Consider the following 20618-nt stretch of genomic DNA (forward strand, 5'->3'; position numbering starts at 1 on the left):
CACTCAGCACATCTCCAGGTGACGAATTGACCGACAGTCACGGTGTCGTCGTGCGCGTGCCCGCGACGAGCGCCAATCTCGGCCCGGGCTTCGACAGCCTCGGCCTCGCCCTCGACCTGTACGACGAGGTGGAGGCGGCGATCTCCGGCTCGCCCGGAGTGCGGATCGCGGTGGAGGGTCAGGGCGCCGGCGAACTCGACGACGGCGAGGGCCACCTCGTCGTCAGGACCATGCGCGCGACCTTCGACCGCATGGGGTTCGCCCAGCCCGGCGGCGTCGAACTGCGGTGCCGCAACCGGATTCCGCACGCGCGCGGGCTCGGCTCGTCGTCCGCCGCGATCTGCGCGGGCATCCTCGCCGCCCGCGCCCTCGCGCGGGGGCGCGGCGCGGAAAATCTTCCGGACGCGGACGTGTTCGCGCTGGCCACCGAGCTGGAAGGGCATCCCGACAACGTGGCGCCGTGCCTGGCGGGCGGGCTCACCATCGCCTGGACCGACCAGTCGGGGGCGGCGAGTATGGTGAAACTGACTCCGCACGAGGACGTCCGGCCGGTGGCGCTGATCCCGGATTTCCGGTTGTCCACGGAGGAGGCACGGGGGCTGCTGCCGAAGGACGTACCACACTCGGACGCGGCGGCCAACGCGGGGCGGGCGGCTCTGCTCGTCGCGGCGCTCACGGAGAGACCGGAACCCGGCCTCCTGCTCGCCGCCACCGAGGACCGCCTGCACCAGAAGTACCGAGCGCCGGCGATGCCGCGCACCGCCGACCTGGTGCGACGGCTCCGTGCGGCGGGTGTGGCCGCCGTGGTCTCGGGGGCAGGTCCGACGGTGCTCGCGTTGACGACAACGGGAACCAAGGATTTGATCGCGGCAGAAGTGGGTAATGACTGGCACATCCAGCCAATGAACGTCGACCCGTCTGGTGCGTTCGTTCGGTTTCCCGAGACACGCTGATGTTTCTTCGACCTTCAGGGAATAGCTGTGCGCGCTGGTGATGTTAGGCTGATAGCCGCACCAGGTGCCCCCGTGTTGGGTGCGTGCTTGTCATTCGTTCATCGCTGCACTTCGTCTCGCGTCCCGCGACGCGGGCAAGGCGATTTCCCCGAAACCGGTTCTTCCAGTCGGCACACCCTCGGGTGGCATGGCCGGAGGCGGCGCGCTCGGAGACATGCGCGTTCGAACCACCAAGACATCTGGTCGGTGGCGGCAATCCGGGGGATAGCCCCCGGGCACCTACCGCTCGCGAATCCCGAGGGTCACCGACACATGAGATTCGCGAAGCCCGACCCGGTCTGTCCCGCCGGGTCGCATCACCGGGACGCCTGGACGCACGATTCTGGCGCCCGACCCCTGGGAAGGACCCTTAGTTGAGCGACACCACCGAACTCCTCTCCGACGGCCAGGCCGCCGGCGACACCCCCACTTCAGCCCCGGCCCGTACGCGACGTCGCTCCGGCACGGGCCTGGCAGGCATGGTGCTCCCCGAGCTTCAGGCCCTGGCGACCAGCCTCGGCATCACGGGGACCGGACGGCTGCGCAAGAGCCAGCTCATCTCGGCCATCCAGGAGAAGCAGGGCGGAGCGGGAGAGGCCGCGGCCGAGCCGAAGGCCGCCGCCGAGGCGGCGCCCGCCGTCGCGGAGCGCCCCGCCCGTACCCGCAGGGAACGTTCCCGCTCGGCCGCGCCCGTGGCGGCGCCCGCCGAGCCCGTGACCGCCGCCGAGCCCGTCGTCGCGCCGCGCGAGGAGCGCCCCGCGATCGAGCACGCGCCCGCCGTGGTCGCCGAGCCCGCGCAGAACGGATCCGCCGCCGTGGTCTCCGAGCCGCAGGCCGAGTCCGCGCCGTCCGAGGTGCGCGGCGAGCGGCCCGAGCGCGGCGAGCGGCGGGAGCGCCGCGCGCGCGGTGAGCGCAGCCGCGAGCGCGGAGACCGCGAGAGCCGTGAGAGCCGTGAGAGCCGTGCCGACCAGCGCGGCGACCAGCGCGGCGACCAGCGGAGTGACCAGCGCGTCGCCGACGGCGGCGACGGCCCGGGCCGTCGCGACCAGCAGAGCCGTGGCGACAGCCGTGGCGACGGTCGCCAGGACAACCGTCCGGACAACCGCCAGGACAACCGCTCCGACGGCAAGGGCGACCAGGGCGACGACCGCGGGCGTCGTGGCCGCTTCCGGGAGCGGGGCCGCCGCGGGCGCGACCGCTTCGAGAGCAACGAGCCGGTGATCAGCGAGGACGACGTCCTGATCCCGATCGCCGGAATCCTCGACATCCTCGACAACTACGCCTTCGTGCGCACCAGCGGCTACCTGCCGGGCACGAACGACGTGTATGTCTCGCTCGCCCAGATCCGCCGCAACGGCCTGCGCAAGGGCGACGTCGTCACCGGCGCCGTCCGGCAGCCGAGGGACGGCGAGCGGCGCGAGAAGTTCAACGCGCTCGTCCGGCTCGACACCGTCAACGGCATGGACCCGGAGCAGGCCCGCCAGCGGCCCGACTTCAACAAGCTCACGCCGCTCTACCCGCAGGAGCGGCTGCGCCTGGAGACCGAGCCGAACATCCTGACCACCCGGATCATCGACCTCGTGGCGCCGATCGGCAAGGGTCAGCGCGGGCTCATCGTGTCGCCGCCCAAGGCCGGCAAGACGATGGTGCTCCAGGCGATCGCCAACGCGATCACCCGCAACAACCCGGAGTGCCACCTGATGGTCGTCCTGGTGGACGAGCGTCCGGAAGAGGTCACCGACATGCAGCGGTCGGTCAAGGGCGAGGTCATCCACTCGACCTTCGACCGCCCGGCCGAGGACCACACCACCGTCGCGGAACTCGCCATCGAGCGGGCCAAGCGGCTGGTGGAGCTGGGGCACGACGTCGTCGTCCTGCTCGACTCGATCACCCGTCTCGGGCGCGCCTACAACCTCGCGGCGCCCGCGAGCGGCCGGATCCTGTCCGGTGGTGTCGACTCGACCGCGCTCTACCCGCCGAAGCGGTTCTTCGGCGCCGCCCGCAACATCGAGAACGGCGGCTCGCTGACGATCCTCGCCACGGCCCTCGTCGAGACCGGGTCCAAGATGGACGAGGTCATCTTCGAGGAGTTCAAGGGCACCGGCAACGCGGAGCTCAAGCTCAACCGCTCCCTCGCCGACAAGCGGATCTTCCCCGCGGTCGACGTGGACGCCTCCGGCACCCGCAAGGAGGAGATCCTGATGGGCAAGGATGAGCTGGCCATCGTCTGGAAGCTCCGCCGCGTCCTCCACGCCCTCGACATGCAGCAGGCGCTTGAGCTCCTTCTGGAGAAGATGAAGGAGACCAAGTCGAACGCGGAGTTCCTGCTCCAGGTGCAGAAGACCACGGTCAGCAACGACCGCGACTGACACCGGCACGGCACTCGCCGACGCCCCGGACGGCCCGCCCGTCCGGGGCGTTCGCGTCTCCGGGTTGCGCGTCTCCGGGTTGCGCGTGTCCTGGTGCGGCTCTCCGCCCGGACGCGGAAAGGCCCGCGCGGACTGGTCCGCGCGGGCCTTCGGCGATCTGTGCCGCGTCACCGCGGTGTGCTGTACGGCCGGCGCCAGGGGTTGGTGGGGCGAGCCGTACAGCCGGGCGCTACTTCACGTCGACGAACTTGATGTTCGACAGGGAGCCGGAGGTCAGGCTGGTGGCGGCCGCCGTGGTCCGCCAGTAGCCGTCGTACTTCGGCTTGACGCTCTTGGTGTACTTACCGGTGGAGGTCGCGCCGACGTAGCCGACGAACTTCCACGTCGACGTGCCCTTCTTCTTGAAGTACAGCTTGAGGATCTTCTTGCTCCACGCCTTCGAGCCGCGGTAGACCTTGCCGTAGAGCTTGGTCGCCTTGCCCTTCTTCACCTTGCTGGGGGAGGCGTACAGCGTGATCTTCGACTTGGCCTTCGAGCTGCCGCTCTTCTTGACCTGGAAGGCCTTGACGAAGGAGTACTTCTTGGTGCCCCGGCTGATGCTGATCCGAAGCTGCCAGCCGCCCGCGGACGTGCTGTAGTCCATCGACGTGGAGTCGTGGTAAGAGTCGTCCGCCTCGAGGCCCGTGGCCAGCGAGTAGTAGTCGTCCGAGTCCTTCGACTCCAGCCGGACGTCGGTGATCTTCTCGTCGCCGAACTTCTCCAGATGGAAGCCCGCGTAGACGTCGACCTCCTTGCCCGACTTCAGATAAACCGGGTCCGGGTCCACGTTCGCGCTGGTCACCCGCGTCGCGGCCTTGACCTCGAAGGTCGCCGTGTCGCTGCTGACGGCGGTGGTGCTGCCATCGGGGTAGACCGACACCTTCAGGGTCCACTTGCCCGTGGAGGTGGTCGGCTTGTCGCTGGACGAGACCGGGATGCTGCCCTTGACATCCACCGGGCTCGCGGGCGGCGTCGGAGCCGGAGTCGTGTTCGCCAGGTCGCTCAGGGCGGTCACCGAAGCGGCGTGTCCCGCGCTGGTAGTCACCTCCCCTTCCTTCCAGAACTCGGCCTTGATGTCCGGAGCCTTGGAACCCGTGTAGGGGTTGTTGACCTTGACGTTGAATGGGATCGAGTCACTGCCGCTGGGCGGAATGAAGCTCACCGTGGTGTCGATCTTGATCTCTGCGATCGCCGCAGCGGCGTACGCGGGGGTGACTGTCGTGATGGCCGCTCCTGCGGCAAGGACAGCTGCCCCCGTTGCGGTCGCCAAGGCGATCCGCAAGCCCTTCCTCATGGTTACCCCTTACATTGGTAAAATTGAGGGAAAAGAGGGTTTGGACACGGGAGCCTAGTGGTACACATGTGGCTCGTCCACACAGGTGTCAACCACGGTCATGTTTCACTGCGTTTCCGTCAGACCGGTGACGCCGCCCCGGCGGGCCCCGTGCGCGTGGGAATAGCGCATGGCCTGGGATGGTTGCAGGATCTGGCACACTGGTAGCCGACCGCAGCGGTACCGGTTCCCGCGCAGCGCATCGAGGTGTGCCCGATGCGCGCAGCCCTCGACAGGCAGAGCGACCCGGCGACCGCACCTAGCGTTAGGACTGAGACATGAAGGCCGACATCCACCCGGAGTACCTGGTTACGCAGGTGACCTGCAGCTGCGGGAACTCCTTCACCACCCGTAGCACCGCCAAGAACGGCGTCATCCACGCCGACGTCTGCTCCGCCTGCCACCCGTTCTACACGGGCAAGCAGAAGATCCTCGACACCGGTGGCCGGGTGGCGCGCTTCGAGGCGCGCTTCGGCAAGAAGGCCCAGGGCAAGTAGCTCCTCCAACACGCCGGCTCGGGGCGCCCCTTTTCGGGGGCGCCATCGGGTCGGCGTTCTTGGTGATTGCGGCCTTTACCGAGGACAGAGCGTAAGGAGCGTGCGGTGAACCTCGACGAGATCATGAGCGAGTACGCGGACCTGGAACTGCGGCTCGCCGACCCCGCCGTGCACGCCGACCAGAGCAAGGCGAGAACGTACGGCAAGCGGTACGCGGAGCTCACGCCGATCGTCGCGACGTACCGGGAGCTCGAAGGCGTACGGCAGGATCTCACGGCGGCGCGCGAACTGGCCGCGGAGGACGCGGCGTTCGCGGACGAGGCGACCGAGCTGGAGGGCCGCATCCCGGTGCTGGAGGAGAAGCTCACCCGTCTCCTCGTCCCGCGCGACCCGAACGACGACAAGGACGTCATCATGGAGATCAAGGCGGGTGAGGGCGGCCAGGAGTCCGCCCTGTTCGCCGGGGACCTCCTGAGGATGTACCTGAGGTACGCCGAGCGGGCCGGCTACAAGACCGAGGTCATCGACGCCCAGTACTCCGACCTCGGCGGCTACAAGGACGTCACCGTCGCCATCAAGGGGCGAGAGGGCGTCTGGTCGCGGCTGAAGTTCGAGGGCGGCGTGCACCGCGTCCAGCGCGTACCGGTGACCGAGTCGCAGGGCCGCATCCACACGTCCGCCGCGGGCGTGCTGGTGTATCCCGAGGCGGAGGACGTGGACGTCCAGATCGACGCGGGCGACCTGCGGATCGACGTCTTCCGCTCCAGCGGGCCCGGCGGGCAGAGCGTCAACACCACCGACTCGGCCGTGCGGATCACGCACCTGCCGACCGGCGTGGTGGTCTCCTGCCAGAACGAGAAGAGCCAGCTCCAGAACAAGGAGTCGGCGCTGCGCATCCTGCGCGCCCGGCTGCTCGCGATGGCGCAGGAGCAGGCCGACGCCGCGGCGATGGCCGAGCGCAAGTCGCAGGTGCGCACCGTCGACCGCTCCGAGCGGGTCCGCACCTACAACTTCCCGGAGAACCGAATCTCCGACCACCGCGTGGGCTTCAAGGCCTACAACCTGGACCAAGTCCTGGACGGCGAGCTCGACGCGGTGATACAGGCATTGCTCGACGCCGAACTCGCGGAGAAGCTGGCCGCCCGTACGTGAGACAGCGGCGGGTGAGCTAGCGGTGGGGGTCGATGGGAGACCGTGGAGGACCTGGGAGATGATGCGTGAGACCCGGAGACCTGGCGACCCCGCCGCGTGCCACCCCGCCGGCCCGTGCTCCGCGAACCGGCGACCGCCACGCCCAGCCGCGAACCCAGCCGCGAATCCCGTGCCGTAAGAGATCATGACCTTTCTGCTCGACGAAATCGCCCTCGCCACCGCCCGGCTCGCCGAGGCGGGAGTGCCGTCACCGCGAACGGACGCCGAGGAGATCGCGGCCTTCGTCCACGGCGTGCCGCGCGGCATGCTGCACACGGTCAAGGACGCCGACTTCGACGCGCGCTTCTGGGAGGGGGTCGCCCGGCGCGAGGCACGCGAGCCGCTGCAGCACATCACCGGGCGGGCCTACTTCCGCTATCTGTCCCTGGAGGTCGGCCCCGGGGTCTTCGTGCCCCGCCCGGAGACCGAGGTCGTCGCGGGCTGGGCGATCGACCGGCTCCAGGAGATGGACGTCGCCTCCCCGGTCGTGGTCGACCTCGGCACCGGTTCGGGGGCGATCGCGCTGTCGATCGCCCAGGAGGTCGCGCTGGCGCAGGTGCACGCCGTCGAGATCGATCCCGTGGCGTACGGCTGGGCCAGGCGCAACGTCCTCGAACACGGCCAGGGGCGCACGACCCTGCACCCGGAGGACCTCACCGACTGCCTGCCCGAGCTGAACGGCCAGGTGGACCTGGTCGTCTCCAACCCTCCGTACATCCCGCCCGGAGCGGTCCCCCGGGACCCCGAGGTGCGTGACTACGATCCCTCCCGGGCGTTGTACGGCTCGGGCGAGGACGGGCTGGACGAGGTCAGGGCCGTCGAGCGCACGGCCCGCAGGCTGCTTCGGCCGGGCGGGTTCGTCGTGGTCGAGCACGCCGACCTCCAGGGCAACGCGGTGTACTGGCTGTTCTCGGAGGAGAGGGGCTGGCGCGACGTGCGGTTGCGGCAGGACCTGACCGGCCGGGACCGGTTCGTCACCGCGCGGCTGGCCCCGGACTGATCCAGACTGGTTCGGGACCGGCTCCGATCGGACCGGTGAGCCGGTCACGACGGCGGAGCCGGGCGAAAGACGTGGAAGGATGGCTTCGTGAGCCGACGGTATGACTGTGCGAACCCGGACGAGCGAACTGGTGGTCTGACCGATGCCACCTCTGCCGTACGCAAGGGCGAACTCGTGGTGCTTCCCACCGACACGGTCTACGGGATCGGCGCGGACGCCTTCACCGCCTCCGCGGTCAACGCGCTGATGGAGGCGAAGGGCCGGGGCAGGGACACGCCCCTCCCCGTTCTCGTGGGCACCGTACGGGCCGCCAACGCGCTCGTGGAGAGCCTTGGGACGTACGGGCAGGACCTCGTGGACACCTTCTGGCCCGGGCCGCTCACGCTCATCCTGAGGGCCAACCGGTCACTGTCGTGGGACCTCGGTGACGCCAAGGGAACGGTCGCCGTCCGCATGCCGCTCCATCCGGTCGCGCTGGACCTTCTCAAGGAGACGGGCCCGATGGCGGTCTCCAGCGCCAACCGGTCCGGCAATCCGCCCGCCACGACGGTGGACCAGGCCCAGGAGCAGCTTGGCGAGTCGGTGGCCGTCTATCTGGACGGCGGCCTCTGCGGCGGCAACGTCCCCTCCACGATCGTCGACCTGACCACCGCCGTTCCCCGTGTGCTGCGCACGGGCGCGATTCCCACGGACAAGATCCGGAACCTGGTGGGGTATCTCGCGACGGAGGAGTGACCGCGCTCCGGGTTTGCGTCTCACGATGTGAGATGTGATCGCGGGCTCTGAGCAGGGCGATCGATGCCGTCTGGCTATCGGTCTTCTCTACCGAAGTCGCCCCGGCTACCGTGAAGTGCGCCGATATCTCTGTGGAGGCGCGCCCATGGCCAAGCTCGACGGGATGGATCCCAAGCTCGTTCGTGAGCTGTTGTCGCAAGTTCAGCACGCAGCGAACCAGATGGGCACCATCGAGGCCCGCGTCACCCAGCTGACGCGCAACGCGGGCGTGTCCGTGCACGTGACGCACCGGCCCTCCCAGGTCGCCGACGCCTGCTCCACCCTGGTCAAGGACGTCACCGGCCGGCTTGAGCTGCTGGAGAAGAAGGAGAAGCAGAGCACCGGCAGGGCGCCCACGGTCAACGGCACCGCCTACACGCAGGAGAAGGACATCACCGCGCCGGCGGACGACCCGGCGCCGAAGTCCGAGTCGCACGGAGACAAGGCCGACCACAAGGCCGATCACAAAGCCGACCGCAAGCCCGCCGCGAAACACGGGGCGGCAGCCGGCGGGGCGGAGAGCTCGGCCACGCAGCCCGGGGACAAGCAGCTCCACGACAAGGAGCAGCCCGTCCGCACCTCGCCGGCCGGGCACGGCTCGGGCGACTCCGGCGCGGCGGTGAAGGGCGAGAGCTCCCATCAGGTGCACAGCGCGTCCGACGGAGCGCCTCGCTCCGCGACGGACGGCGGCGGCTCGGCCGGGGCGAAGCCGGCGGAGAAGACGCACGGTACGGCGACGGGCGAGCTTCCCCAGATGCGGCCCGCCCAGGACGCGGCCCAGGTCATTCATCCCGTCCGGCCCGTCGACGTCGCCGACACCGGCGACTCCGGTCTCGGAGAGCCCGCGGGTGTGGGCCAGGCCCAGGGGCAGGGGCATGGGCAGGGTGTTCCGCAGGGGTCGACGGCGGCGGGTGAGCAGCCCGCGGGTGTGGGCCAGGCCCAGGGACATGGGCAGGGAACGCCGGAGGCATCGAAGCCGGCGGGGGAGCAGTCGCCCGCCGTCCGCGACGACTCGCAGATCATCGACACCCCGGGCAAGGACCATCCGGACGACATCGACCAGAGGGCCGGCCGGCAGGAGATGACGGTCGACGGGGTCAGGGTCGTCGCCACCCCGCTGAACCAGCCCGACGCGGGGGGCGCGGCAACCCACGCCCAGCAGACGGCGAACGGAACCGCCGGTCCGCACCCGAACGGGGCACCCGGGTACGTCGATCCGCTCGAACCGAGCAACCAGACGGCGAACCAGGCCTCTCATACCGGGCTCGCCCCCGGCGACCCCGATGGCGACTACGTCGGCACACCCGCCGACAACGCCACGGAGGATCCGTACGCGGCGGGCACCGCGACCTCTGTTCCGGGAACCCCCGACAACCATGGCACGGTGACGACCCACACCGCGAGCACGGGCCAGACGGCCACGTACAACGCGGCCACGTACGACTCGGCCACCGGCTACACCGGCACCGGCGGCGGGGCGACGAACGGCACGACGACGGCCAGTCTCACGATGAACATGGCGGACAACGGTCCGACCGGCACCGCCACCGGCACGGCCGGTGGTTCGGGCACAGGCACGGGAGGCCTGGCCGACCACTCGGGCACGGGCTCCGGTACCGCGACCGGCACGGCCGGTGGTTCGGGCACGGGCACGGGCGGCCTGGCCGATCACCCCGGCACGGGCAGCGGTCACTCGGGCACCGGGACGGCCACGGGCAGCGGTCACACCGGCAGCGGTCATACGGGCAGCGGTCATACGGGCACGGGCAGCGGCACCGGGAACCCCACGACGACGGCCAGCGTCGCGATGGACGGTGTGGAGCGGGGCCACACGGGCACGGGCGGCGGCGCGGCCAGTGGTTCGGGCACGGCCACCGGCGGCCTGGCCGATCACCCGGGCAGGGGCACGGCCACGGGCGGCCTGGCCGATCACCCGAGCGGCGGTGCGGTGACGGTCGACGTGACGCGGCCGGTGGACACCGCCGGTTCCGCCGGGTCCTCGGACACGACCTCCGGCTTCTCCTGCACCTGTGGCGCGGCCTCCGTGCCCGGGGGCGTCGTGGGCGGGCCGGGCTGCACCTGCGGCGCGATGCACGCCGGAGCGGGCGGTCATGGCGTGACGGCTGGTCACGGTGGCACGGGCTGGACCGGCGGGGGCGGTCAGGGAGAGACGGGTGGCCATGGAAACGGATACGGAAACGGTCACGGAACGCACGGTGCAGGTGGTCACGGCACGGCGGGTGGCCACGGAGCCGGGGACTGCGTCACGGCGGATGGTCGTGGGGCCGGTGACGGAGGAGCGGAGGACCACGGAGCGGCGCGTGGCCAGGGATGGGGCGGGCACGGGCCGGCCGGGGGAGACGGCACCGGGACGGGCGTGACCGGTACGGACCGGGACGGCACGGCCGCGGGGACCAGGGACGGCGACGGCCACTCGCGGCCCGATCCGCGGACGGCCGCCTCCGAGCAGCCCGGGAGGGTGCTCACCTATCCGGAGCGTCACCTGCATGACGACGCGAGGCTGCAGATGCTGACGGACCATCAGCGCGACATCGCTCCCCACGACATGCCGGACGTCAGAGTTCCGGAGGGGGAGTGGGGCGAGGGCGACTGGGTGGCGAGGAAGATCCAGCCCGACGGGCCTCCCGGACGCGTCGAGGCCGTCGACCCCGGTCCGCCGACCCCGGAGAACTGACCGTGCGAGCACGAACGACGCCGTCGCCTGGCGTGGGGACCGCGGCATGGTCTCCCGCCTGGCGCCGTATCGGGCAGCGTGCCGCAGGGCATGCGATCACCATCGCCGGCGTTCCCGCCGGCCCCGCACAGGAGGCGCGATCGTGAGCTACGCCGACCCCCCGGCGCCGACCCCGCTGCAGCCCGGCGAGACCCCGCCGGCGCCGTCGAGCACCGACCTGCTCTCGCCCGGCGGGCAGCCGACGCACTGGGTGTTCAACCCGGAGTACCAGAAGCTCGTGGACCTGTGGCTGCAGGTGGTCCCGCTGCTGGACCAGCTCACCAGGTCCCTCGACAAGCCGTACGAGATGGCGCGCAGCAGGGACGTCTGGGACGCGCCCGTCGCCGGCCGGTACGTCCAGGACGTCGCCGAGTGGCGCAGCAGGCTCGGCATGTACCGCCAGGCGGTGCTCACGGCGATCAGCGACCAGGCGGCGGACACGCCGCGCTGGATTCCCGGCAAGACAAGCGCGCCGCACGCGTTCACCTCCTGACGTCCACCGGCACCCCGGGGTGCCCCCGGTACCCCCAGGTGCCCTTCGGGGAGCGGGCCCCGGCCGCCTCGGGTCTGTCGTCGTCCGGGCCATCCGGCGGCCGGGTGCGATACCGTCAGTCTCGAACGGGTAAAGGGGCTGACCGCGGTGCATCCGGCGTATCCCCAGGGATAGGGCGATCTGTGTCTTTTGCCCGTCACAACTGAACCGCCTATCCAGGAAACTAGGTCCGTGCGGGAATATCTCCTCTTGGCACTCGTGGCGGCAGCGGTGACGTATCTGCTCGTGCCGCCGGTCCGGGTGTTCGCGCTGCGTATCGGCGCCGCACCCGAGGTGCGGGAGCGGGACGTGCACAAGGTGCCCACCCCGCGGCTGGGCGGACTGGCGATGTTCGGCGGGATGGCCGCGGCGCTGCTGGTGGCGACCAACCTCCCGTACGTCGGCGGCGCGTTCGACAGCGGTCAGACGGGCAACACGGTGCTCGCCCTCCTGGCGGCCGGCGGCCTGATCGTCGTCACCGGATTCCTGGACGACTGGCTCGGCATGGACGCGCTGGTCAAGTTCGGCGGCCAGGTCGCGGCCGGTGCCGTGCTCGTCAAATTCGGCATGTATCTCCAGTGGCTCCCGCTGCCGCAGTTCATGGGCGGGTCGCAGGGGCTCGACACCACCCTGTACACGATCCTCACGATCATGATCGTGGTCGTCGTGATCAACGCGGTGAACTTCGTCGACGGCCTGGACGGCCTGGCGGCGGGCATCGTCGGGATCGCCGCCGCGGCGACCTTCGCCTACTCGATCGTGCTCCAGCAGACCGCGAGCGGTTCGCGGATCAACGGGACCGCCGCCATCGCGGCGATCCTCATCGGGATGTGCGCCGGTTTCCTGCCGCACAACTTCCACCCCGCCAAGATCTTCATGGGTGACACCGGGGCGATGCTGATCGGCCTGCTGCTGGCCACCTCGATGATCACGATTCTGTCGTCGGTCGAGCCGGACGCGATCGTCGGCAAGATCAACAAGTTCCCGGTGATCCTGCCGCTCGTCCTGCCGATCGCGGTGGTGGTCCTGCCCCTCGCCGACCTGATAATGGCGGTCGTCCGCCGCACGTCGGCCGGACTGTCGCCGTTCGCCCCCGACCGCGGCCACCTGCACCACCGGATGCTCGACATCGGCCACTCCCACCGGCGGAGCGTCCTGATCATGTACGCGTGGACGTTCCTGTTCGCCTTCACGATCGTCGGCCTGTCGATCGTCGGCGTGGGGGTCGTCGTGTTCCCGCTGACGATCGCGTTCGCGGTGGCGGTGCTGGTCGTCATGGGCCTGCCGCGGTGGCGGTCGCGCCGCACCCTGGCCCGCGACCAGAAGGCCGGCGCGAACGCGGCCCCGGGCGTGGCCGCCGGCGCCGCCCACCCCGTAAGCCCCGCACGCCCCGCCCGCCCCACGACCTCCGAGCACGACACGCTCGTCTTCCCCGTGGTCCCCGCGCCCGCGCCGCCCCTGACTTCCGGGCGGCACGCGTCCGGCGCGCCGGGGCAGGCCGCGCCCGTCGTGCCCGGGCAGGCCGCGCCCGGGAGGCTGCCGGCGAGCGGCCGCAATCCCTACCCCGGACAGGGCCCCTCGGGTGCCGGAGCCATCCCGCCCACCACCTCCGTCACGGACGCGCAAACCCTCCGCTGAGCCCGGCCCGGCGCGCCCGTACCAGCAGAAACGCCAGGTAAAGGTGGCACTCCGAGGCTTGTGATAGCTTTCACTAGCAAGGGGCCGGGCATACGCCGCCCCGGCAGGTAGCAATCGCTCGTTTGACAACCGATCCTGGAGTTCCGATGCAGGCCAACGACGTGCGCGTGCTCAAGGGCGCCGCCGTGCCGACCTTGATCGTCGGTCTCGTCGCCGTCGTCGTCGCGGCGCTCGTGACCGGTTCGCAGGGTGCTCTGGGCGCCGGCATCGGTCTCGTCATCGTCGTCGTCTTCTTCACCGTCGGCCTCGCCGTCGTCTCCTGGGCCGGCCGGGTCTCGCCCATGGCGATGATGGCTGCGGCCGTGGTGGGTTACGCCGTCAAGGTCCTCGTGATCATGGTGATCCTGCGCGCCCTCGACGGGGCGACCGCGTTCGACTCCCGGGTGCTCGCGCTGAGCGTCATCGCCTGCACGCTCGCGTGGACCATCGGTGAGATGCGCGGATTCATGAAGCTCAAGATGCTCTACGTCGAGCCGGACGCCGAGGTCCCCGGGCGGGGACGCGGATGACCATGCGTACGGGGCAGCCCGATATGACTAGTCCGCATGGCTCCTGCTATCGTCGTGCCCGCGATGAGCGAAAAGGAGCGCAGACCCGAGACGGACGGCCGCGACTTCGCCGACGCCGCCTGGTCGGTCCCGAGCTATCTGCTATCCGGGATCCTGTTGTGGGGCGGCCTCGGCTGGTTGCTGAGCTGGTGGACCGGCGTGCACGCGTTCATCCCCATAGGCGTCATTCTCGGGGTCGGGCTGGCTTCCTACCTCGTCTATCTGAAGTACGGCCGCTGACAGCCGGCCCGCTTCCCACGCTCTTCTGTTGATCCAATCGTTGAAGGGAACGCCCGTGCGCGAGCGTAGCGAACGGACGAACAAGCACATGCTTCGGGCATTCAGCCCCGAGCGGGTAGGCGAGGTGACAAGGTGACCCCCCTCGTTCTCGTCGCCGAGGACGCGTTCACGGCGCCGGGGCCGTCGATCTTCGACTTCCCGCCCCTGTTCGAAGGCGCGCCCTACTGGCTGACCAAGCCCGTGCTTTTCGCCATCGTCGGCGCCCTGCTGGTTTCCGCCCTGGCATGGAGCGCCTTCGCCAACCCGAAGCTCGTCCCCCGGGGCATGCAGAACGTCGGCGAGATGGGCTACCAGTTCGTCCGCGACCAGGTCGCCCGCCCGTTCCTGGGCAAGGACGCCGAGCGGTGGATGCCGCTGCTGCTCAGCCTGTTCTTCCTCATCCTGCTGTGGAACTTCTTCGGCGTCATCCCGCTGATCCAGATCCCGATCGCCTCGCACATCGCGTTCCCGATCGTCTTCGCGGTCACCATCTACATCATCAAGATCTACCTGGGCATCAAGCACCAGGGCTTCGGCGGCTACTTCAAGAACATGATGTTCCCGCCCGGACTGCCGAAGGCGATCTACTTCCTGCTGGCGCCGATCGAGTTCCTGTCGAACCTGATCATCGCGCCGTTCACGCACGCCGTCCGGCTCTTCGCGAACATGTTCGCCGGCCACCTGATCCTGGCCTTCTTCAGCGCCGTCGGGTTCTGGTTCCTGTTCGAGAAGCTCACCCCGCTCGGCGCCGGCCTCGGCGTCGTGGGTGCGGTCATGACGATCGCGATGACCGGCTTCGAGATGTTCATCCAGTTCCTGCAGGCGTTCCTGTTCACGCTGCTCGCCGCCATGTACATCGGCGGCTCCCTGCACGCGGACCACTGACGGGATCCCTGAGACCCGCCCCTGACGTAGACCAGACCGGTGAGTGAGGCACTCACCGGCCGACCAGTAAAGGAAGAACAGCAATGAGCGTTCTCGCTGAAGTCTCCGGCAACCTCGGCGCGATCGGTTACGGCCTCGCCGCCATCGGCCCCGGCATCGGCGTGGGCATCATCTTCGGTCAGGGCGTGCAGGCGATCGCCCGCCAGCCCGAGGCGTACGGCCTGATCCGCCAGAACATGCTGCTCGGCTTCGTCCTCACCGAGGCGCTGGCCCTCATCGGCCTCGTCGCCCCGTTCATCTACGGCTGACGTACCCACTCTGAAGGAAGGCTGCACCTATGACTATGGCAGCTACCATCCTTGCGGCTGAGGCGAACAATCCCCTCAAGCCGCACGTTTACGAGCTGGTCGTCGGCAGCTTCGCCTTCCTCGTCGTCTTCCTCGTCGTCGGAAAGATCCTCACCCCGCGCATCCAGAAGACGCTGGCCGAGCGGACCGAGGTGATCGAGGGCGGCATCAAGAAGGCCGAGGACGCCCAGGCCGAAGCCCAGCGCACCCTGGAGCAGTACCGGGCACAGCTCGCGGAGGCCCGCCAGGAGGCGGCCCGCCTGCGCGAGGAGGCCCGCGAGCAGGGCGCCCAGATCAAGGCCGAGCTGCGCGACGAGGCCCAGGCCGAGGCGCGGCGCATCATCGAGACCGCCCACGCGCAGATCGAGGCCGACCGCCAGCAGGCGCTGACCCAGCTGCGCGGTGAGATCGGGCGGCTGTCCACCGAGCTGGCGAGCCGGATCGTCGGCGAGTCGCTGGAGGACGAGGCCCGCCAGCGCCGCGTCGTCGACCGGTTCCTCGAGGAGCTCGAGGCGCGTCCGGAGGCGGTCCGCTGATGCGCGGCCTCAGCAGGACCGCCATCGCGGAGGTCGAGGAGCGGTTCAACACCGCCGCCGCGGCGGCCGACCTCGGCGCCCTCGCCGAGGAGCTGTTCGCCGTCGCCGACCTGTTCGACCGTGAGCACGGGCTGCGGCGGGGGCTTTCGGACCCCTCCCGCCCGGCGGGGCAGAAGGAGAGCGTGCTGCGCTCCCTGCTGGCGGGCAAGGTCGGCGACGCCACCGCGGAGATCGCGGCCGCCGCCGTCGGCGCCAGGTGGTCCAGGGCCGGCGACCTGCCGGACGCCCTGGAGCGCGTCGGCGTGATGTCCGCGGCCGCCGAGGCCGAGTCGGAGCGCCGCCTCGACGACGTCGAGGACGAGCTGTTCCGCTTCGGCCGCATCCTCGCCGCCAACCCGCAGCTGCGCCGCGCGCTCAGCGACCCGGCCATCCCGGCCGAGCGCAAGAGCGGCCTGCTCGCCACGCTGCTCGGCGGCAAGGCCGCGCCCTCCACCGTACGGCTCGTCACGCAGGCCGTCGTGCATCCGCGAGGACGTAGCCTGGAGACGGCGCTGGAGGAGTTCGGCTGGATCGTCGCGCGGTCGCGCGAGCGCCTCGTCGGCGTGGTCCGCAGCGCGGTCCCGCTCACGCAGCAGCAGAAGCAGCGGCTCGCGGCCTGGCTGCGAGTCACTTACGGGCGAGACGTCCACCTGAACGTCGAGGTGGACCCGAAGGTGCTCGGTGGGTTCTCTGTGCGGGTCGGAGACGACTACATCGACACCACGATCACCGGACGTATCGAAGAAGTCCGCCGCCGGTTGGCCGGCTGAGGCGAATAGGGAGACAAGAAAGAGATGGCGGAGCTTACGATCCGGCCGGACGAGATCCGGGACGCCCTTGAGCGCTTCGTCCAGGCGTACGAGCCGGAAGGTGCCGCGCGCGAGGAGATCGGGACCGTCGTCGACGCCGGCGACGGCATCGCCCATGTCTCCGGTCTGCCCTCGGCGATGGCGAACGAGCTGCTGGAGTTCGAGAACGGCACCCGCGGCCTGGCGCTGAACCTCGACGTGCGCGAGATCGGCACGGTCGTCCTGGGCGACTTCAGCGGTATCGAGGAGGGCCAGCAGGTCCGCCGGACCGGCGAGGTCCTGTCGGTGCCGGTCGGCGACGACTTCCTCGGCCGGGTGGTCGACCCCCTGGGCAACCCGCTCGACGGCAAGGGCGCGATCCAGGCCGAGGCGCGCCGCGCCCTGGAGCTGCAGGCCCCCTCGGTCGTCCAGCGCCAGCCGGTGAAGGAGCCGCTGCAGACCGGCCTCAAGGCGATCGACGCCATGACGCCGATCGGCCGCGGCCAGCGCCAGCTGATCATCGGCGACCGCGGCACCGGCAAGACCGCGATCGCGGTCGACACCATCCTCAACCAGAAGGAGAACTGGCTCTCCGGCGACCCGAGCCGCCAGGTTCGCTGCATCTACGTCGCCGTCGGCCAGAAGGGCTCCACGATCGCCCAGGTCCGCGGTCGTCTGGAGGAGGCGGGCGCGATGGAGTACACCACCATCGTCGCCGCTCCCGCGTCCGACCCGGCGGGCTACAAGTACATCGCCCCGTACACCGGTTCGGCCCTCGGCCAGCACTGGATGTACCAGGGCAAGCACGTGCTGATCGTCTTCGACGACCTGACCAAGCAGGCCGACGCCTACCGCGCCGTATCGCTGCTGCTGCGCCGTCCGCCGGGCCGTGAGGCGTTCCCCGGCGACGTCTTCTACCTCCACTCGCGTCTGCTGGAGCGCTGCGCCAAGCTCTCGGCCGACATGGGCGGCGGCTCGATGACCGGCCTGCCGATCATCGAGACCAAGGGCAACGACGTGTCGGCGTTCATCCCGACCAACGTCATCTCCATCACCGACGGCCAGTGCTTCCTGGAGACCGACCTGTTCAACGCCGGTGTCCGCCCGGCGATCAACGTCGGTGTCTCGGTCTCCCGAGTCGGCGGCTCCGCTCAGGTCAAGGCCATGCGCAAGGTGGCCGGCACGCTCCGCCTGTCGCTGTCCCAGTACCGCGACCTGGAGGCCTTCGCGGCCTTCGCCTCCGACCTGGACGCGGCCTCCCGTGCCCAGCTGGAGCGTGGCGCCCGCCTGGTCGAGCTGCTGAAGCAGCCGCAGTACAGCCCGTTCCCGGTCGAGAAGCAGGTCGTCTCGGTCTGGGCCGGCACCACCGGCGAGCTCGACGACGTGCCGGTCGAGGACATCCGGCGCTTCGAGGCCGAGTTCCTCGACTACCTCGGGTCCGCCCAGAAGGGTGTCTTCGACAGCATCCGGGAGACCCGGGAGCTGGTGGACGACACGGTGACCGCTCTCAAGGACGCCATCACGGAGTTCAAGAAGGGCTTCACCACCTCCAGCGGCGAGCTGCTCGTCAGGGACGAGCCGGTGGAGGCGCTGGACGCCAGCCAGGTCGGCCAGGAGAAGGTCGTCAGGCACGTCCGCAAGGCCGAGGCGAAGTAGCCCATGGGTGCCCAGCTGAGACTGCTGCGGCGGCGGATCCGGTCGGTCAAGTCCACCGCGAAGATCACCCGCGCGCAGGAGCTGATCGCCTCGTCGCGCATCGTCAAGGCGCAGCAGCGGATGCAGGCGGCCGTGCCGTACGAGCGGGAGATCACGCACGCGGTGTCGGCGGTTCTGACGCACACCGCGGGCGTCGACCACCCGCTCACGGTGGCCAAGGAGCGGCCCGCCAGCGCGGGCGTCCTGATCGTCACCAGCGACCGCGGCTTCGCGGGCGGCTACAACGCCAACGTCCTCCGTGAGGCCGAGGCGCTGAAGGGCCACCTGACCGGGCGCGGCCTGACCGTGAAGCCGTACGTCGTGGGCCGCAAGGGCCTCACCTGGCACCGCTTCCGCAGCCGGGAGATGTTCGGCGAGTGGGACGGCTTCTCCGACAGCCCGTCGTACGCCAACGCCAAGGAGATCGCCGACGCGCTCATCCAGTCGTTCAAGGTGGAGGACGGGATCGACGAGATCCACGTCGTCTACACCGGCTTCGTCTCGATGCTGACGCAGAACGTGATCGTCAAGCGGATCCTGCCGCTCGAGGTCGAGGAGGCGGAGACGCCCTCGGAGGGCATCCCGCCTTACTACGAGTTCGAGCCGGCGGCCGGCGATGTGCTCGACACGCTGCTGCCGCGGTACATCGAGTCGCGTATCTACAACGCGCTGCTCCAGTCGGCCGCGTCCGAGCACGCCGCCCGGCGCCGCGCGATGAAGTCGGCCACCGACAACGCCAACGAACTCATCCGCACGTTCACCCAGCAGATGAACCAGGCGCGCCAGGCCGAGATCACCCAGGAAATCAGCGAGATCGTCGGTGGCGCGAACGCGCTGGCTGACGCCGCAGCGGGGAAAGAGTGAAATGACCGCACAGACTGTTGAGACCACCGTGGGCCGGGTCGCCCGCGTCACCGGTCCGGTCGTCGACGTGGAGTTCCCCGTCGAGGCCATGCCGGACATCTACAACGCCCTCACCGTCGACGTCGCCCTGGCCGGCGAGACCAAGACCCTGACGCTGGAGGTCGCCCAGCACCTCGGCGACAACATCGTCCGGGCCATCTCCATGCAGCCCACCGACGGCCTGGTCCGCGGCGCGGCCGTCAGCGACTCCGGCGCCGCGATCTCGGTGCCGGTCGGCGATGTCGTCAAGGGCCACGTGTGGAACGCGCTGGGCGAGCCGCTGGACGCGCCCAAGGCCTCCATCGAGATCAACGAGCGCTGGCCGATCCACCGTTCGGCCCCGGCGTTCGACCAGCTCGAGGCTCGTACGGAGATGCTGCCCACCGGCATCAAGGTCATCGACCTGCTCACGCCGTACGTGAAGGGCGGCAAGATCGGTCTGTTCGGCGGCGCGGGCGTCGGCAAGACCGTTCTGATTCAGGAGATGATCCGCCGCGTCGCGCTGAAGTTCTCGGGCACCTCGGTGTTCGCGGGCGTCGGCGAGCGCACCCGTGAGGGCAACGACCTGTGGCTGGAGATGGAGGAGGCGGACGTCCTCAAGGACACCGCCCTCGTCTTCGGCCAGATGGACGAGCCCCCGGGCACCCGTCTGCGGGTGGCGCTGTCCGCTCTGACCATGGCGGAGTACTTCCGCGACGTGCAGGGGCAGGACGTGCTGCTGTTCATCGACAACATCTTCCGCTTCACCCAGGCGGGTTCGGAGGTCTCCACGCTGCTCGGCCGCATGCCGTCCGCCGTGGGTTACCAGCCGACCCTCGCCGACGAGATGGGCGTGCTCCAGGAGCGCATCACCTCCACCCGCGGTCACTCGATCACCTCCATGCAGGCGATCTACGTGCCCGCGGACGACATCACCGACCCGGCCCCGCACAACGCGTTCGCGCACCTCGACGCGCAGACCGTGCTGTCCCGGCCGATCTCGGAGAAGGGCATCTACCCCGCGGTGGACCCGCTCGACTCCTCCTCGCGGATCCTCGACCCGCAGATCATCGGTGACGAGCACTACGCGGTCGCCCAGGAGACCAAGCGGATCCTGCAGAAGTACAAGGAACTGCAGGACATCATCGCCATCCTGGGCATCGACGAACTCTCCGAGGAGGACAGGGTCACCGTTCAGCGGGCGCGCCGCATCGAGCGGTTCCTGTCCCACCCGATGTACGCCGCCGAGGCGTTCACCGGCCAGCCGGGTGAGTTCGTCCCGCTGGACGAGACCATCGCCTCCTTCAAGGGGCTGTGCGCCGGCGAGTACGACCACCTGCCCGAGCAGGCCTTCTTCATGGTCGGTGGCATCGAGCAGGCCATCGCCAAGGCGAAGGAACTCGAGCGCTAGGACACCTTCGGCGCCTGCACGGCCCGGCCCCGCCGGGCCGTGCGGGCGT

The 20618-nt window shown here is 70.0% G+C and carries 19 protein-coding genes and 1 pseudogene; 19 read left to right on the forward strand and 1 reads right to left on the reverse strand.

The window, feature by feature from the left end; genetic code table 11:
- Positions 1–26 precede the first annotated feature (26 nt).
- Positions 27–953 carry a homoserine kinase gene (gene thrB / locus OG344_RS17525; protein WP_405084039.1) on the forward strand — a complete coding sequence of 309 codons (927 nt, stop codon included), beginning with the start codon at positions 27–29 and terminating at the stop codon, positions 951–953.
- A gap of 413 nt (positions 954–1366) precedes the next feature.
- Complete coding sequence (gene rho / locus OG344_RS17530) at positions 1367–3361, forward strand: transcription termination factor Rho (RefSeq protein WP_405084040.1); 1995 nt, start codon at positions 1367–1369, stop codon at positions 3359–3361.
- Between the two features lie 229 nt (positions 3362–3590).
- Here rho and OG344_RS17535 read toward each other — a convergent pair whose 3' ends face one another.
- A complete protein-coding gene (locus tag OG344_RS17535) occupies positions 3591–4562 on the reverse strand; it encodes a hypothetical protein (RefSeq protein WP_405084041.1) in 972 nt (323 codons plus the stop codon).
- On the opposite strand from OG344_RS17535, the gene OG344_RS17540 reads away from it, so the two are divergent.
- The 17 genes and pseudogenes from OG344_RS17540 to atpD all read left to right on the forward strand — a co-directional run bounded on the left by OG344_RS17540 (position 4552) and on the right by atpD (position 20569).
- Positions 4552–4752, forward strand: a complete 201-nt coding sequence (locus OG344_RS17540; RefSeq protein ID WP_405084042.1) for a hypothetical protein — start codon at positions 4552–4554, stop codon at positions 4750–4752. The genes OG344_RS17535 and OG344_RS17540 overlap by 11 nt on opposite strands.
- A 259-nt stretch (positions 4753–5011) precedes the next feature.
- On the forward strand, positions 5012–5230 hold the full coding sequence (gene rpmE / locus OG344_RS17545) for a 50S ribosomal protein L31 (RefSeq protein WP_327044363.1): 219 nt from the start codon (positions 5012–5014) through the stop codon (positions 5228–5230).
- Positions 5231–5335: 105 nt separating this feature from the next.
- Positions 5336–6382 carry a peptide chain release factor 1 gene (prfA, locus tag OG344_RS17550; protein WP_405084043.1) on the forward strand — a complete coding sequence of 349 codons (1047 nt, stop codon included), beginning with the start codon at positions 5336–5338 and terminating at the stop codon, positions 6380–6382.
- 184 nt (positions 6383–6566) lie between these two features.
- Positions 6567–7421, forward strand: a complete 855-nt coding sequence (gene prmC, locus OG344_RS17555; protein WP_327044365.1) for a peptide chain release factor N(5)-glutamine methyltransferase — start codon at positions 6567–6569, stop codon at positions 7419–7421.
- 87 nt (positions 7422–7508) lie between these two features.
- Positions 7509–8156, forward strand: a complete 648-nt coding sequence (locus tag OG344_RS17560; RefSeq protein ID WP_405084044.1) for an L-threonylcarbamoyladenylate synthase — start codon at positions 7509–7511, stop codon at positions 8154–8156.
- A gap of 145 nt (positions 8157–8301) precedes the next feature.
- Entirely contained in the window at positions 8302–10890 is a 2589-nt protein-coding gene (locus tag OG344_RS17565; protein ID WP_405084045.1) for a hypothetical protein, read from the forward strand.
- Between the two features lie 142 nt (positions 10891–11032).
- Positions 11033–11422 (forward strand): hypothetical protein, encoded by a 390-nt coding sequence (locus OG344_RS17570; RefSeq protein WP_327044369.1) that lies wholly within the window; start codon positions 11033–11035, stop codon positions 11420–11422.
- Positions 11423–11653: 231 nt separating this feature from the next.
- A pseudogene (locus OG344_RS17575) lies at positions 11654–12799 on the forward strand (MraY family glycosyltransferase); the annotation flags it as partial.
- Between the two features lie 446 nt (positions 12800–13245).
- On the forward strand, positions 13246–13668 hold the full coding sequence (locus OG344_RS17580; protein WP_405084046.1) for a hypothetical protein: 423 nt from the start codon (positions 13246–13248) through the stop codon (positions 13666–13668).
- A gap of 63 nt (positions 13669–13731) precedes the next feature.
- Positions 13732–13947 carry a hypothetical protein gene (locus OG344_RS17585; RefSeq protein WP_405084047.1) on the forward strand — a complete coding sequence of 72 codons (216 nt, stop codon included), beginning with the start codon at positions 13732–13734 and terminating at the stop codon, positions 13945–13947.
- A 132-nt stretch (positions 13948–14079) separates the two neighbouring features.
- A complete protein-coding gene (atpB, locus tag OG344_RS17590; RefSeq protein WP_327044372.1) occupies positions 14080–14871 on the forward strand; it encodes a F0F1 ATP synthase subunit A in 792 nt (263 codons plus the stop codon).
- 83 nt (positions 14872–14954) lie between these two features.
- Entirely contained in the window at positions 14955–15179 is a 225-nt protein-coding gene (gene atpE, locus OG344_RS17595) for an ATP synthase F0 subunit C (protein ID WP_150939446.1), read from the forward strand.
- A gap of 29 nt (positions 15180–15208) precedes the next feature.
- Positions 15209–15754 (forward strand): F0F1 ATP synthase subunit B, encoded by a 546-nt coding sequence (locus OG344_RS17600; RefSeq protein WP_327044373.1) that lies wholly within the window; start codon positions 15209–15211, stop codon positions 15752–15754.
- A complete protein-coding gene (locus OG344_RS17605; RefSeq protein WP_327044374.1) occupies positions 15754–16563 on the forward strand; it encodes a F0F1 ATP synthase subunit delta in 810 nt (269 codons plus the stop codon). Before OG344_RS17600 ends, OG344_RS17605 begins: the two co-directional genes overlap by 1 nt.
- A gap of 24 nt (positions 16564–16587) precedes the next feature.
- Complete coding sequence (gene atpA / locus OG344_RS17610) at positions 16588–18237, forward strand: F0F1 ATP synthase subunit alpha (protein ID WP_405084048.1); 1650 nt, start codon at positions 16588–16590, stop codon at positions 18235–18237.
- A 3-nt stretch (positions 18238–18240) separates the two neighbouring features.
- Positions 18241–19140, forward strand: coding sequence for a F0F1 ATP synthase subunit gamma (locus OG344_RS17615; protein ID WP_405084049.1), 900 nt, complete (start codon positions 18241–18243; stop codon positions 19138–19140).
- Position 19141: 1 nt separating this feature from the next.
- Positions 19142–20569, forward strand: a complete 1428-nt coding sequence (gene atpD, locus OG344_RS17620) for a F0F1 ATP synthase subunit beta (protein ID WP_405084050.1) — start codon at positions 19142–19144, stop codon at positions 20567–20569.
- Positions 20570–20618 lie beyond the last annotated feature (49 nt).

Origin of the sequence: Microbispora sp. NBC_01389, assembly GCF_045040095.1 — a bacterium.
Classification (GTDB): Bacteria; Actinomycetota; Actinomycetes; order Streptosporangiales; family Streptosporangiaceae; genus Microbispora.

Excerpts from the sequence above, each read along its gene's own strand:
- OG344_RS17540 (WP_405084042.1), top strand. The coding sequence starts at position 4,552 with ATGAAGCTCACCGTGGTGTCGATCTTGATCTCTGCGATCGCCGCAGCG.
- rpmE (WP_327044363.1), top strand. The coding sequence starts at position 5,012 with ATGAAGGCCGACATCCACCCGGAGTACCTGGTTACGCAGGTGACCTGC.
- prmC (WP_327044365.1), top strand. The coding sequence starts at position 6,567 with ATGACCTTTCTGCTCGACGAAATCGCCCTCGCCACCGCCCGGCTCGCC.
- OG344_RS17565 (WP_405084045.1), top strand. The coding sequence starts at position 8,302 with ATGGCCAAGCTCGACGGGATGGATCCCAAGCTCGTTCGTGAGCTGTTG.
- OG344_RS17580 (WP_405084046.1), top strand. The coding sequence starts at position 13,246 with ATGCAGGCCAACGACGTGCGCGTGCTCAAGGGCGCCGCCGTGCCGACC.
- OG344_RS17585 (WP_405084047.1), top strand. The coding sequence starts at position 13,732 with ATGAGCGAAAAGGAGCGCAGACCCGAGACGGACGGCCGCGACTTCGCC.
- atpE (WP_150939446.1), top strand. The coding sequence starts at position 14,955 with ATGAGCGTTCTCGCTGAAGTCTCCGGCAACCTCGGCGCGATCGGTTAC.
- OG344_RS17600 (WP_327044373.1), top strand. The coding sequence starts at position 15,209 with ATGACTATGGCAGCTACCATCCTTGCGGCTGAGGCGAACAATCCCCTC.
- OG344_RS17605 (WP_327044374.1), top strand. The coding sequence starts at position 15,754 with ATGCGCGGCCTCAGCAGGACCGCCATCGCGGAGGTCGAGGAGCGGTTC.
- atpA (WP_405084048.1), top strand. The coding sequence starts at position 16,588 with ATGGCGGAGCTTACGATCCGGCCGGACGAGATCCGGGACGCCCTTGAG.
- OG344_RS17615 (WP_405084049.1), top strand. The coding sequence starts at position 18,241 with ATGGGTGCCCAGCTGAGACTGCTGCGGCGGCGGATCCGGTCGGTCAAG.
- atpD (WP_405084050.1), top strand. The coding sequence starts at position 19,142 with ATGACCGCACAGACTGTTGAGACCACCGTGGGCCGGGTCGCCCGCGTC.